Genomic DNA, 13,958 nt, shown 5'->3' on the forward strand with positions numbered 1-13,958 from the left:
TCGGCTCCCTCAGAATTGGAAGTAGAGAAACGGCGAAAAGCTTTGCGCCGAGAGTTTGAGAATCGAGGCGATAAACAGCAGCAGCACCAGGGTGCGCATCACATAACGCGGCCATTCGGCGACCCAGTAGGCCGGTTGCACTTGAGCCTCGCTGCCGACGCTGTAGCCGTGTTCGTGGATGCTGCTGGCCGCTTCGCCGGGGACGGCCTTGATCAGGCCGGGTTGTGCGCTGGCCGGGCCATCGGCGGGTTTGGCCTTGGCGGCGGGCGGGTTGCTGTAGAAGTCCCGCAGGCCGAAGAACGCCAGGGTCGCGTAGGCCAGCACCAGGGTCGCCACTTGCAGGCCGGTGAGGCTGGCGCGGTTGAGTTCCGACAGCGACCACTCGCCGAAGCTGAACATGGCGCCGTACATGCGGGCGGCGACATGGAGGCTTTCCGCGCGGAAGATCACCCAGCCCATGATCACCAGCAGGAAGGTCAGGGCCCAGCGGATTGGGTTGAAACGGCGTGGCGAGGTGTCGATGCCCAGGGCTTTTTCAAGCGCCAGCCACAGGCCGTGCCAGGCACCCCAGACGATGTAGGTGAGGTTGGCACCGTGCCACAGGCCGCCGAGCAACATGGTCAGGAACAGGTTGCGGTAGGTGGTCAGCGTGCCTTTGCGGTTGCCGCCCAGGGTGATGTAGAGGTAGTCCCGCAGCCAGGTCGACAGGCTGATATGCCAGCGCCGCCAGAACTCGGTGATCGACTGGCTGATGTAGGGCTGCTTGAAGTTCTCCATAAAGCGGAAGCCCATCATCAGGCCCAGGCCGATGGCCATGTCGCTGTAGCCGGAGAAGTCGAAGTACAGCTGCGCGGTGTAGGCCAGGGCACCGAGCCAGGCGTCGCCGGTGGTCGGGTGTTGCAGGGCGAAGCAATGATCGGCGACCACCGCCAGGGTGTCGGCGATAAAGACTTTCTTGATAAAGCCCTGCATGAACCGCGTGGCGCCCTCGGAGAATTTGTCGAGGGTGTGGGTGCGGTTGTTGAATTGGTCGGCGAGGTCGCGAAAGCGCAGCACGGGGCCGGCGATCAGGTGCGGGAAGATCGCCACGAAGGCGGCGAAGTCGATCAGGTTGCGGGTCGCCGGGGTGTCGCCGCGGTAGACGTCGATGATGTAGCTGATGGACTCGAAGATGTAGAACGAGATGCCGATCGGCAGCAGCACGTGGGTCAGGATAAAGGGTTCGAGACCGAACGAGGTCATGATCGCGTTGAGGCTGTCGACCCCGAAGTTGGCGTACTTGAAGTAGCCGAGGATGCCCAGGTCGACGGCCACGCCCAGCAGCAGCCAGCGTTGGGCCGGTTTGCTGCGCACGCCGGCGGCGCCGACCTTGAGGCCGATCCAGTAGTTCCACAGGGTGACGCCGGCGAACAGCGCCAGGAAGTCGACCCGCCACCAGGCGTAGAACACGTAGCTGGCGATCAGCAACAGCAGGTTGCGATAGCGTTGCCCGCTCAAGTAGTACAGGCCGAGAAAGATCGGCAGGAACAGGAACAGGAATACGTTGGATGAAAAGACCATCCCGAGCTCTCCTTGTTTCATCAACGGTCAAGGGCCGAAAGCCCCCCCAAACCCCCCATGGAAATGGGGGGGTGCATCACATCCGAATCCACCGCGATCTGTAGGAGCGTCGACCGGCCGCTCCTACAGGTCGGTGGTGTTCTTCTAATTGCTTTTGTTGCCCTTCTCATGGGTAGGGTCGTAGACCTTGGTCAGGTCGCCGCCCAGGCGGAAGGTCTTGAACGGTTGCATCGCATGTTTGTGTTCAAGCACCTCCGGCGCGCAGGTGTAGAGCGTGCAGTAGGGTTCCAGCCAGGCGAATTTCGAGTCGACCTTGAGGTCAGTCATGTCCTGTTCCTTGCCGTTCCTGGCCTGGAATTCCCCAGGATCCTTGACCCCGGCCAGCACCCGGTCACCCAGACGTTTGAGCGCACCATTGTTTTCCTGGCGCAGGTCCACGCCATTGGCCAGGGCAAAACTGGCGATCATCGCCAGCGGCGGCAACGCATAGTTGTGATAAGCCAAGGCCCGCTGTTGACGCTTGAGCTCATTGGGCAGGAACCCCTGGGGATCGACCTGGTTGGCGCCGATCTTGTATTCCTTCACCGACCAGTCGAACAGGTCGCGACGGTCGGTGGCGATCGCGGTCGCCATCACCGACCAGGCCGCCCAGTACGAGTGGTTGTTGGTTTTTTCCAGCGGCAGGTTGTCCCAGTCGCTGACCACCTGGTCGGCCATCTTGCTGAACCAGGCCTCGATCAACTGCGCTTCCTTCTGGTGGGTGGCCAGCGGACGGGAGTCGGAGAACTTCAGGCGGATATAGGCCGAGGCCATGCTGCCCAACGCCCATTTGCGCATGGACTTGCCGGTGTGGTTGAAGTCCTTGGACATCAGCGCATCGGCCTGGGCCCAGGCGGTCAGCCAGTTCAGGGTGCAGCTCAACTGGTCCGGGCGACCGTCACGCATAAACTGCATCACCCGCTTGCTGGTGCCGCGCTCCATTTTGGTGATGTCGGAGGTGGTGTCGCGAAAGGCCTTTTCCGACTGCACATTCAGCGTCGAGCGGGCCTTGTCGGAGCCTTCGTATTTACTGCGGAACTGCAACGAACCGGTGTAGGGCGGGGGCATGCTGTCGCAGCCGTCGCTGTTGTCGCCGGTCTTGATCTTGTCGATGGCGGCCAGGTAACCCTGGGGCGGACGCAGTGGCGCGGCGGCCTGGGCCGAGCCGGCGATGATCGCCAGGCCGAGCAGCGAAGGGGCAAGCAGTGTGCGCAGTTTCATCGGTAGGCTCCTCATAACCCGGCCTGTGCCACATGGGGCTCGGCGCTGGGGAATACGTTGCGTTTGCAGATCTTCGCCTCGACTTGCTGCGGCGCGGTGCCCGCTTCCGGGCCCTGGACTTCGACGGCCAGCAGGTTCTGGTTGGCCCAGTCTTCGTCGGTGCGCAGTTCAAAGGCGAAACGTCCATCCGTGTCGGAGGTTTGCGGTTTCTCGATCTTGATGTCCTCGTGGCGACCGTTCATGTACCAGAGGGTGGCGTGCAGGGTTTTCACCGAGGTGTCGGCGAAGCGGATATCGACCTGGTGCCCGCTGTTGCGCAGGTCGCGGTTGTTGCTGTTGACCAGCAGTTCGTTCTTGCCCGTCTTGAGCGTGCTGCTGGCGCTCATCTCGGCGGTCTTGCCTTCACAGCCGTTGTCGAGCAGGGCCATCATCTGCCGGTAGATGGTTTCCTGGTCGAGGCGATACAGCGGCGAGAATTCCCAGATCAGCACCTTCGGCGGGGTCTTCTGGAACGCCTCGCTGCCCAGGTACTGCAGCATCGAGCCTTCCAGGCCTCCACCGGGGAAGGCGACGTTGAGGATGTCGGCGCCGATGTACTGCTGCAGGAAGCCGGCGAAGTTGTAGTTCTTGCCGCTGTGGCTGGTGCCCACCAGGGTGATCTGCGGGTTGCCGGCATCGCCGAACAGGTCGCCGTCCGCCGCTTCGCCCTTGGGCTCGGTGCTGAACTGTTCCATGTACTGGATCGCGTAGCTGGTGCCGCAGAGCTGGCCGGCCATGTTGTGCAGGGTGCCGGTCTTGCCCATGCGCCCGGAGACCTTGGTCTCGAATTCACGGTGGGGAATGTCGGCAAAGCCCGGCATCTTTTTCACCGTCTCGGCAACGATCTTCGCGGTGCGCTCGGCGCCGTACGGAGTCCAGTGCTGGTCGCCACGGAAGTAGAAATCGTGGGCCTGCTGCTCGTTGGTCAGCGGTGACAGATCCGGCACGTGGTAGCCCATCTTGGCGAAGCGCCCGAGCATCGCCTGGTAGTTGCCCAGGGCTTTTTCATAGTCGAACTTGGCGCGCTCGGCCGGGAACAGTTTGTTGCGATCCACCAGGCCACGGGTCGGCTGATAGACCACCACCAACTCCACGCCCTTGCTCTTGAAGGCATCGTGGAGCTGTTGCAGGCGCCGGTAACCGGCGGGGCTGGTGTCGAACTCGGTGCGCAGGTCTTCCTGGGTCCGGAACAGCCAGTCGCCCTGGGCCTGGACCAGGGTGGTGAAGTTCTGCTGGTAGCGGCTGACGTAGTTTTTCGCGTCATGGGCTGCCGGGCACAGGCTGCAGCAGGGCTCGGCGGTAAAATTCGGCGCCTGGACTTCCTCGGCCATGAGGTTGCCGCTGGCGGCGAAGATCGCCGCGGCCAGGCCCGACAGGCCGAGCAGTTTGATCAGGTGTGGGTTCATAAAGGTCGTCCTCAATCCCGCAGGGGTGTCTGGCGTTCGACGGGGTCGATCAGCACGGCTTTCTGCTGGCGCACCAGCAGGTCGAGAATTTCATCCTGGCGCTCGCCGAGAATCCCGCTGAAGCTGATGCCGCTGTTTTTTGTCGGGGCGAGCATGGAGACCCGGTACAACTCGACACTCAACGGCGAGTCGATGGACAGCGGGCCGCTGCCGTTGCCGGCCAGTTCGCCACCGACCACGATCAGCGAAACCTCGGTGTCGAACGGGTCGAGCTCGATGTCGCGGTCGGTGTCGCTCAGGTCCTTGATATGGCCGTAGACCCCGGTCAGGCCGTTGGCCATGGCGACGTTCTCGTACAGGCGGATATTCACGCTGTTGCGGATGCGGATGCCGTGACGCTTGTTGCCGATCACCTTGTTGCCGTAGATCAGGTTGTCGGCGCTCTCGTAGAGGGTGATGCCGTCGCTATGGTTCGTGTAGATCTGGTTGTAGGCGACCAGGTTGTTGACGCTGTTACGGTCGATCACCAGGCCCGAGAGGTGGTTGTCGTAGCTGCGGTTGTTGAAGATGAAGCTGTTGTTCACCTCCCGGGAAATGATGATGCCGTGCTTCTTCCTGGTCCCGTGCACCGTGTTGTCGGCGATGATCAGCCCATGGGAACGGTCGTGGGGGTCGATGCCGTAGACGATGTTGTCGCGGTAGGTGTTGCCCTTGAGCACGAAGTCACGGGTCTCGTAGCAGTAGAAGCCGTACCACATGTCCGAGAACTCGGAACCGATGATCCAGCCGGTCGGCTCGGGCCGCTTGAGCACCTGGGCCATGTTCGGCGTGTACTGGGAAATACTCACGCCATAGGACTTGCTGTTGGCGTAGCCGAAGCTGGCCATCCGGCTGTTGACGATATAGGTCTCGGTGCCGCCCCAGGCCAGCAGGAAAGGCCGGAATTCCTGGGGCGAACGGAAGGTCGCCGGGCCGTTGTCCGCTTCGCGCCAGCCGGTGACCCTGGTGTCGTGGATAAATAGCTGGCCGTCGTTGATCAGGAACGCACCGCCTTCCTGGGACAGGCGCAGTTCCTGGGTCTGTTTGTCGATTTCAAGGATGCCCTTGCGTCCGACCACGATCGGCAGCCTGGCCAGGAACACCCCCGGCGAGGTTTCGCTGATGTATTGCTTGGGCAGTTTCTTGCTCAGGTCCTTGAGGTTGATATAGCCGTCGTCGATAAAGATCGCCTGGGGAATGCCATGCTGGCGGACCACCCATTCGGCCATCTTGTTGTCACCGCCGATAAAGTCCTTGAGGGCATCTTCCTGCATCATCCGGCGCACGCTGATCTTGCCCGGTTGGCTGCGCACGATCTTCGCCGCGACGGCCTCGGCGGTGTAGCCGCGCAGGTCCGGAAGCTTGGGTTTTTCCAGGTGCAGCGGCGCGGTCGGCGCGCTGCCAATGGTGTAGGTCTTGGCCTGTTGCAGTTCCTTGGCCAGGATCGGTGCGTGCCCGGTTTTAACCGGCGGCACGTCGACGCTGGCAAAGGCCGCGCTACTGGCCAGCAGCAGGGCGCCGGCCCATACGCTGAGCGAGCCTTGCAGGGCGCTGTGGTTCATCTCGGTCACTCCCTTGGCGGTCTGCATCAGAAGCGCCAGATCACGTCGACAAACGCGCGGTGCATATAGGAATCGACGTTCTTGCCGTAGGCATCGCCGGGCTTGAACACGCCGCCGCGAAAGCGCACCAGCGCCGAAGGTTCGTCGATGGATTGGCTCAGGGCCGCCGGCAGCAGGCCTTGCTTGAAGTACTTGGTCAGCACCAGGTCGACTTCCTGGCCGAGGTCTTTCTTGCCGTCCTGCAACGGCAGCGAGGCGCTGGAGAGCAGGGCGCCGGTGGCGTCGTCGTAGTTGCCCTGTACGGCGTTGATGCCGTTGCTGCCGACGTCCTTCTGCCCGTCGACGCGCCAGAACTTGTGGTAGATCAGGCTCGCGTCGTAGTCCTCGCGCAGCTGCCAGGAGCCGAACAGGGTGGCGGTCTGCAGGTTGTTCATTTCGCCACGGAAGGCTTCGCCGAAACGGTGGGTCCGCGAACGGGTGCCGGTGAAGTTCGAGCGGTTGCTTTCCAGGCCGTTCTGTTCGTAGTCGCCGCTGGCGCGGGCATAGGCGGCGCCGACCTGCCAGTTCGGGTCGAGGCGCAGGCGCACGCCGAGGTCGGTGGCCCAGCCGTTGATATGGCTGCCCTGGCTGGCATCCACGGGGCGGCTGCCGTCGGCGTTGAGCAGGTTGACGCTGTCGCGGTGGCCGCTCATGCCGGTCAGGCTGGCCCAGTAGTTGACGGTGTTGGTGTTTTTGAAGTTGTAGGCATCGCTGTCGGCTTCCAGACCGAGCCAGGTCAGGTCGCCGTTGGCCTTCTTGTCCAGCGGGTCGGCGACGACGCCGGGTGTCGGGTAGTCGAGCTTGCCGTCGTCATGGGTGTGGTGGGCGCGTACGCCGAGCCACTGGCCGGGTGTCCACTGGTAGGCGACGTCGCCGTAGACATGCAGGCGGTCCTTGTCCTGGGGCGCGAGTTCGGTGAGGTCGGTGCGGTATTCGCTGAAGCGCTCGGCGGCGCCCAGGTTGGCCCGCAGCAGGGTGGTGTCGAAGGTCCAGTTCAGCGCCTCGATATTGGTGTCGCGCCATTGCCCGTCGTCATTGCGCAGGCGCTGGCGACCGAGTTTCAGCATCTCGCCCGGATAAGGGGTCAGGCCCTTGTAGCCGACCCAGAATTCCCGCAGGGCCAGGTAGCTTTTGTCCGGCTTGCGGGCGTCGTTGCTCGAGGTTTCCTGGCTGGCATCGGCCTGTTGCAGGGTGTCGGTTTCAATGATGTCGCTGGCGGTCACGGCCTGGCCCATGGCGTAGGCGCTCCAGTTGCCGCGCTCGCCGTAGACCCACGGCCGCAGGTCCAGGCCGATGCCGTTGACGTCGCCACCCTTGAGGGTGCCGAGGTCGCGGTCGTCTTCGGATTGACCGGTGATTTTCACTTCGAGGCCGAAGTTCTTGGTCTCGGTGATCGCCGCCAGGCTCGGGCAGGACCAGAGCAGGGCAAAGCTCAGGCCGATACCGGCCTTGACGAAAGGATTGAGAGTCATAAGGTTTTTTCCTCGCGGTCGCCTTCCTGCAGGACTTGTTGCAGGTCCAGCGGGTTGCGGCTCAGGGTCCCGCGCAGGCGCTGTTCCTGTTGCAACAGGCGCTGGGCATCGGGGCGTTGGGCAGGCGGCAGCTGTGCGTCGAGTTGTTGGGCCAGCTCATTGGCCAGTGGGGTGTCCTGGGCTTTGGCCAGTTGACTGAACACGTAGGCATTGAGCGGGTCGGGCTTGGTCCCACGGCCCTGGGAAAACAGTTGGGCGATGGCGAAGTCGGCGCTGTTCTGGCCGTTGCGGGCGGCCTTGAGCAGGTGGTCGAGGGCCTTTTGCGAGTAGACCTGGCCGAGGTAGCCACGGCGATAGATCTGCCCCAGGTAGTAATCGGCGGCGACTTCCTTGCCGACGGCTTTCTGGAAGTGCGCCTCGGCCTGCTTGGCATCGGCCGGCACCCATTTGCCTTCGTAGTAGAGCTTGCCCAGCAGCAGTTCGGCGCGGGGCTGGTCGGCGGCGCGGCCGTTGTCCAGGTATTCCATCATCTGCTTGACGTCGCCCAGGGCGGGGAAGTCGTAGAGCAATTGCGCCAGGCTGACCCAGGACGCCGGGTAGCCGGGGGCGATCTGCTCGAGCAGCGCTTGCGCGGTCTTTTCATCCGGCTGGCCGAGGCTCGCATCGCTGAGCACGCGGGCCACGCTGTCGACCCGTTGGGCACCGACGGTGCCACGGCTGTAGGCGGCCTGCAGTTGCTTGAGCAGGGCGGCCTGCTGGTCCGGCTGGGCGCGTTTCTGGTACACGGTGGCCAGTTCGACGTAGCAGATGTCGCTGCTGTTGAGCGCGGTCTTGCAGATCTTTTCCACCTCGTCCAGATGCTGGTCGTAGCTGTCCTGGGTCCGGTAGAGCAGCACTTGCGCCAGGCCCGCTTCCGGGTAGCCGGCGCTGCGCCATTGGCTGATCTGTTGCTGGGCGTTGACCTCGGGGAAGCTTTGCGGGAATTGCAGGTAGAGCATCGCCAGGGCGATCAGGGTGTTGCCTTCACCATTGGCGAAGGCCTTTTTCAGCAGGCCTTCGGCTTCGCGGTGTTCGGCTTCGCTGGCGCCGGGCTTGGCCACCAGCAGGCGGCCCAGGCGGGCCTGGGCCCGGGGCGAGGTGTCGGCGGCGGCGCGGTAGGTCGCTTCCGCCAGTTTGAGCTGGGTCGGGTCGCGGCTTTCCACCTGGATATCGGCCAGGCCAACCTGTGCGTCGCTGTAGCCCAGGTCCGCCAGCTGGCGGTAATTCTGCTCGGCCAGGGCGGTGTCGCCGCGCTTGAGCGCTTCATTGGCCAGGCGCTGGTCCGGCAGGCCGGCGCAACCGGCCAGGGCGATGGCCAAGGTCAGGGTGCCCAGGGCGAGACGGCGCTGGCCGTGAGATCGATCGCGAGCAAGCTTGCTCCTACAGGCGATCGTGGCGCGGCCAAGAGCACGGAAAACCGGCTCATCGTAGGAGCATTGCTCGCGACCGAGTGCAGGGCACTCGTAAGGGGGGCGATGGTTCACAGGCATGTCCTCCGCTTACAGACCGGCGGCCATGGCTTTGTCGATCAGCCAGTTCATGCTTGGCCCGCGGTCGCTGCTGACTTCCACCGGACGCCCGGCGAGGGTGCTGTCGAGGCGTTCGTCAGGCTTGATCAAAACGCGGATATCGGAGGACAGGTCGGTGCTTTTCAGGCTGGTGCTGCTGACGATCTTGCCCTGGCGCACCTGCTCTTCGCCGGCGATCTGGAAGTTCACCCGGGTCCCTGGACGCACGTCGCCGAACTGGCGATAGGAGAAGCGTGCCTCGACATTCGCCTCGCTCCCTTTCGGCACCAGTTGGAAGATCACATCGCCCTTGCTGGCGTATTGGCCGTTGGCGACCAGTTGCTGCGCCACCGTGCAATCGCACGGCGAGGTCAGGGTGCCGGTCATCTGTTTGCCGAATAGCTCCTCGACCTTGGCCGGCTCCAGCTGGTTGTCGTCGAGATGGCCCTTGAGCACGTCGAGCATGCTGGTGCTGAAGGTCGCCAGCGGTGCGCCCTTGGCGGCGACGCCGTCTTCCTGGATCAGGCTTTGCACGGTGCCGTCGCGGGGCATGGTGATGCTCATACCCGGCACGCTGACCAGCCCTGCCTGGGCATGGCTGACGAAGTACAGGCCATACACCGATTTCAGGACAAAACCGAAAGCCGCGAGGCCGACCACGAACACACCGAGGCTGAAGGTCACGGCGCGCAGGCGACCGAACGGGCTCATGCCGCTGCCGTCGTCCTTTTTCTTGCGCGCCTTGGTGAAGTTATCGCGCTGCAGGGTGGCGAGCACGTCGCCGATGTTGACGATGTCACCGGACAGGTGCGAGGTGATCAGGTGGCGCAGGGTGCCGATGTCCTGCTGCTCCAGGTTCTGGAACTGGCAACCGACCCGGCCGCTCTGGCGGTCGTAGGAGCGCACCTGCAGCTCGACGTCCATGGCCAGGCCGAGGTTGTCGATGACAAATTGCAGGCGGCCCTTGTACACCTCGCCGAGCTTCAGGCTCAGGGCCTGTTGCGGTGGGACATTGAAGCTCAGGCCGCCGGCGGACAGGTCATGGACCCGGACTTCCAGGGGCTGGCTCTCGCTGCCGAGGAAGCGCAGCTTGGCCGGGATTTTCACCCGCGCATGCTGGCGCTGGGCTTCGGATTCGTGGACGACGTTGGCATTGACTTGGGGATTCATGGGTATAGCTCCATTAGCGAGTTCTGGCGGGTCGGGTCAAACCATCGTCATCAGCACGGCGACGAAAATGCTGCCGGCGGAGAAGGTCATGGTTCGGGACGACCAGGTGTTGAACCAGCCTTGGAAGCTGGCGAGGTCGCGGCTCAGTTTGGTGTCCTGGCGGGTCCAGGATTGACGGTCGAGGCGGAAGAACACGTAGATCTTCATCAGGGCGCCGACGATCTGGTTGTAATAGAGAATCACCGGGTAGGCCGGGCCGATGCTGTGCCCGGAACAGGCCAGCAGCAGGGTCAGAATCAACCGGGTCAGGCCGATCCACAGCAGGTAGGCGAGGATGAAGGCGATGCCGTACTTGAAGCTGGCGATCAGCGCCACGGTCAGCCCCAGCAGCGAGGTCCACATCGACACGCGCTGGTCGAACAGCACGACGCTGGTGAACAGGCCGAGGCGGCGCAGGCCCAGGCCCAGGGCCCGGGAGTTCTGCCGCAGGTTGTTGCCGTACCAGCGGTACATCAGCTTGCGGCTGGATTTGATAAAGCTTTTTTCCGGCGGGTGTTCCACGGTGTGGATCGCCGCGTCGGGCACGTAGAAAGTGTCGTAGCCCAGGCGCATCAGGCTGAACCAGCTGGATTTGTCGTCGCCGGTGAGGAACTTGAAACGGCCCAGGCGCCAGTGTTGCAGCGAGTCGTTTTCGACGTCGGCGATAAAGCCGGGGTCGGTGACCACACTGGCGCGGAACACCGACATGCGCCCGGTCATGGTCAGCACGCGCTTGGACAGGGCCATGGAGCACATGTTGATATGGCGTTGGGCGAAGCGCAGCTTGTGCCATTCGCTCATGATGTAGCCGCCGCGCACTTCGCAGAACTCGTTGGTGGTCAGGCCGCCGACATTGCCGAACAGCTGGAACCAGGGCACGGTCTTGCGCACCACGCCTTCACTGAGCACGGTGTCGCCATCGATCACCGCCACTACCGCGCGGTCGTCCGGCAGGTGGCGGGAGATGGCGCGGAAACCGAAGGCCAGGCCGTCGCGCTTGCCGGTACCGGCGATGCGCACGAAGTCGAGCTTGACCCGTTCCGGCGGGTTCATCTTCGCCCAGAGGCTCTTGACCAGCAGCTCATCGGACATTTCCACCAGGGAGCAGACCACGGTGGTGGGGAAGCCACAGTCGATGGCTTCGCGGATCACCGAGCTGTAGACCTGGGCAGTGGTCAGGGCGTCGATGCGAAAGCTGGTGACCATCAGGAACACTTGGGACGGGTCCGCGGCCTTGCCCAGCTTGCGTACTTTGCGACGCAGGTGCGGGTAGACGATGTAGAGGAAAATCATCCCGCGCACGAAATGGGTGGCGCCCATGGAGTAGCGCCAGATGCCCACGGCCCCGATCAGGAAGATAAAGTCCTTGGAGTCGGCGTCGAAGGTCGAGGTGGGCAGCAACAAGGCCAGGCCCATCAGCAAACTCAAGTAGAACAGCCAACCGGCGGCCTGGAGGAGGCCGTGTTTTAGCCTGTGCATAATCTGCATCCGTCTCTGTCTCGGGCGCGCCTGTCGGCGGGCTCGATGGGGTTAAGGCAGGCGAGGCGCCCTTTCGGACGCCATCGCCGGCAAGCCGGCTCCTACAGTGCGGAGTCGTACGTAATGCCTGTGTTCGGCCCCGTCCTGTAGGAGCCGGCTTGCTGGCGATCAACCGCGCAGCGGTTGGGTTGGTTTACCAACAGATACCTTCGGTCCGGCCACTCGCGCTGGTGGCCTTGGACATGAAGCCCACCAGGTCGATGACCTGTTTGCCGTGGGGGGCGTTCTCGGCCAGGGCGCGGAAACGCTCGTCACGGTTGCCGAGGATGATCACGTCGCTGTTGTCGATCACCTCGTCGAAGTCGGCGTTGAGCAGGGACGACACATGGGGAATCTTCGATTCGATGTAGTCCTTGTTCGCGCCGTGGACACGGGCGTACTCGACGTTCTTGTCGTAGATGCTCAGGTCGAAACCCTTGCCGATAAGCATTTCCGCCAGTTGCACCAGCGGGCTTTCGCGCAGGTCGTCGGTGCCGGCCTTGAAGCTCAGGCCGAGCAGGGCGATGCGCCGTTTGTCATGGCTGGCGACGAGGTCGAAGGCGTTCTGCACCTGGCTTTCGTTGCTGCGCATCAGCGAGTTGAGCAGCGGTGAGTCGACGTCCAGGGAACCGGCGCGGTAGGTCAGGGCGCGCACATCCTTGGGCAGGCAGGAGCCGCCGAAGGCAAAACCGGGGCGCATGTAGTACTGGGACAGGTTGAGGGTCTTGTCCTGGCAGACCACGTCCATCACTTCGCGACCGTCGACCCCGACCGCCTTGGCGATATTGCCGATCTCGTTGGCGAAGGTTACTTTGGTGGCGTGCCAGACGTTGCAGCTGTACTTGATCATCTCGGCCACTTCGATGTCCTTGCGGATGATCGGCGCGTCGAGTTCTTCGTAGAGGGCTTGCAGGACGTCACCGGAGGCACTGTCGAATTCGCCGATCACGGTCATCGGCGGGAAATCGTAGTCCTTGATCGCGGTGCTTTCGCGCAGGAACTCGGGGTTGACCGCGATACCGAAGTCGACCCCGGCCTTTTTCCCCGAGCAGTCTTCGAGGATCGGGATCACCACGTTTTTCACCGTGCCCGGCAGCACGGTGCTGCGGACCACGATGGTGTGGCGGCTGGTCTTGTCACGCAGGACAAAACCGATTTCGCGGCACACCGACTCGATGTAGTTGAGTTCCAGGTCGCCGTTCTTCTTGCTCGGCGTGCCGACGCAGAGCATCGACAGGTCGGTGGCGCGAATCGCTTCGGCGAAGTCGGTGGTGCCGCGCAGTCGGCCGGTGGCAATACCCTGGGCCAACAGGGCTTCCAGGCCGGGTTCGACAATCGGCGATTTGCCGTTGTTGATCAGGTCGATCTTGTCCTGGGAGATATCGACGCCAACCACATCATGGCCCCGTGCAGACAGGCAACCGGCGCAGACTGCACCGACGTAACCCAAACCGAATATGCTGATGCGCATTGTATTTACCTCTATCTTGATCACGCCATTAAATGGCCGAAGTTGATGTTAGTCAGTCAGCGTGGCGCACTCGCAGGGCGGCCCAAAGAGGTCGCAGCTGCGAATGCAGGCATATAAGTGTCGAGTGGCTAAATAATTGCACTCAAGTTGTGCGCAGCGTGGCCTTGTTATTAGGGGCATGCCCTTGAATACGGCCGGCCTTCCACGGGAAGGCCTTTGCCAGCGTGCCTAGTGCCTGCTTGTATCCACGGAAAAATTATTGTGGATCAACAGGTTGTGGCCGCCGCGCAACGGCTTTGTCTGAGGGCCTGCCTTGGCCTTTGTAGGGGATATCATGGGTGCGTATCTCCTGTCCTTTACTGTCGGTTGAAAGTGTGGGGCGCGGTTGTAAGTCGCTGTTGGCAACTTAAACATTTCATCTCGCCTCCATGTAAGTCTTCTCTTACAAGCTCTGTGAGAATCGTTACGGGTGGTATGAGCAATGTTTCGGAACATAAGTTCCAGTCCGCTCATCCTGTTTCCTGAGAAACCTGGAAACAGGATGAAAGATGGCACGGCTTCATATTGGTAGCACTTTCCGTTTCGCCCTTTAGTTATGGGGATTGAAAATGCCGAGATGGTGGTTTGCCACTATGGAGAAAAAACTTTGTGCCACTACTCAGAAAAATTTGAAATGTCGAGTGAAAGAATTTTCATGGTTGTAACGGGCGGTTTATTGGCGTCAATTAATTGGGTTTTTGGGGTGTTGCAGGAGGGATGTGGAGGTGAATCGTCGGGGTTACACGTTGCGTGTAGTGCGCCGAGTGGGGCAGGGCATCAGATGTGTTGGTCTGGGG

Annotated in this window: 9 protein-coding genes; all 9 read right to left on the minus strand. The window is 62.5% G+C overall.

What is annotated here, in order from left to right:
- Nucleotides 1-9: 9 nt before the first annotated feature.
- The gene (locus tag M5C71_RS17975) at nucleotides 10-1,560 is read right to left on the minus strand and encodes an MBOAT family protein (protein ID WP_103499686.1); all 1,551 of its coding nucleotides are present in this window, start codon (nucleotides 1,558-1,560) and stop codon (nucleotides 10-12) included.
- Between the two features lie 144 nt (nucleotides 1,561-1,704).
- Complete coding sequence (locus tag M5C71_RS17980) at nucleotides 1,705-2,835, minus strand: mannuronate-specific alginate lyase (protein ID WP_103499056.1); 1,131 nt, start codon at nucleotides 2,833-2,835, stop codon at nucleotides 1,705-1,707.
- Nucleotides 2,832-4,265, minus strand: coding sequence for an alginate O-acetyltransferase (locus M5C71_RS17985; RefSeq protein WP_103499057.1), 1,434 nt, complete (start codon nucleotides 4,263-4,265; stop codon nucleotides 2,832-2,834). The genes M5C71_RS17980 and M5C71_RS17985 overlap by 4 nt, the downstream gene beginning before the upstream one ends.
- Nucleotides 4,266-4,276: 11 nt before the next feature.
- On the minus strand, nucleotides 4,277-5,893 hold the full coding sequence (gene algG / locus M5C71_RS17990) for a mannuronan 5-epimerase AlgG (RefSeq protein ID WP_247263314.1): 1,617 nt from the start codon (nucleotides 5,891-5,893) through the stop codon (nucleotides 4,277-4,279).
- Complete coding sequence (locus M5C71_RS17995; protein WP_103499058.1) at nucleotides 5,893-7,377, minus strand: alginate export family protein; 1,485 nt, start codon at nucleotides 7,375-7,377, stop codon at nucleotides 5,893-5,895. The genes algG and M5C71_RS17995 overlap by 1 nt, the downstream gene beginning before the upstream one ends.
- The gene (gene algK / locus M5C71_RS18000) at nucleotides 7,374-8,750 is read right to left on the minus strand and encodes an alginate biosynthesis TPR repeat lipoprotein AlgK (protein WP_103499063.1); all 1,377 of its coding nucleotides are present in this window, start codon (nucleotides 8,748-8,750) and stop codon (nucleotides 7,374-7,376) included. Before algK ends, M5C71_RS17995 begins: the two co-directional genes overlap by 4 nt.
- Nucleotides 8,751-8,915: 165 nt before the next feature.
- Nucleotides 8,916-10,094 (minus strand): alginate biosynthesis protein Alg44, encoded by a 1,179-nt coding sequence (locus M5C71_RS18005; RefSeq protein WP_248768415.1) that lies wholly within the window; start codon nucleotides 10,092-10,094, stop codon nucleotides 8,916-8,918.
- Between the two features lie 36 nt (nucleotides 10,095-10,130).
- A complete protein-coding gene (gene alg8 / locus M5C71_RS18010; RefSeq protein ID WP_247263319.1) occupies nucleotides 10,131-11,615 on the minus strand; it encodes a mannuronan synthase in 1,485 nt (494 codons plus the stop codon).
- 190 nt (nucleotides 11,616-11,805) lie between these two features.
- A complete protein-coding gene (locus M5C71_RS18015; protein WP_177099649.1) occupies nucleotides 11,806-13,122 on the minus strand; it encodes a nucleotide sugar dehydrogenase in 1,317 nt (438 codons plus the stop codon).
- Nucleotides 13,123-13,958 lie beyond the last annotated feature (836 nt).

Source organism: Pseudomonas sp. MWU12-2345 (assembly GCF_023242385.1).
Classification (GTDB): Bacteria; Pseudomonadota; Gammaproteobacteria; order Pseudomonadales; family Pseudomonadaceae; genus Aquipseudomonas; species Aquipseudomonas gingeri_D.

Bases quoted from the DNA above. Each gene is read 5' to 3' on its own strand.
- M5C71_RS17980 (WP_103499056.1), bottom strand. From the start codon at position 2,835: ATGAGGAGCCTACCGATGAAACTGCGCACACTGCTTGCCCCTTCGCTG.
- M5C71_RS17995 (WP_103499058.1), bottom strand. From the start codon at position 7,377: ATGACTCTCAATCCTTTCGTCAAGGCCGGTATCGGCCTGAGCTTTGCC.
- algG (WP_247263314.1), bottom strand. From the start codon at position 5,893: ATGCAGACCGCCAAGGGAGTGACCGAGATGAACCACAGCGCCCTGCAA.
- M5C71_RS17985 (WP_103499057.1), bottom strand. From the start codon at position 4,265: ATGAACCCACACCTGATCAAACTGCTCGGCCTGTCGGGCCTGGCCGCG.
- M5C71_RS18005 (WP_248768415.1), bottom strand. From the start codon at position 10,094: ATGAATCCCCAAGTCAATGCCAACGTCGTCCACGAATCCGAAGCCCAG.
- M5C71_RS18015 (WP_177099649.1), bottom strand. From the start codon at position 13,122: ATGCGCATCAGCATATTCGGTTTGGGTTACGTCGGTGCAGTCTGCGCC.
- M5C71_RS17975 (WP_103499686.1), bottom strand. From the start codon at position 1,560: ATGGTCTTTTCATCCAACGTATTCCTGTTCCTGTTCCTGCCGATCTTT.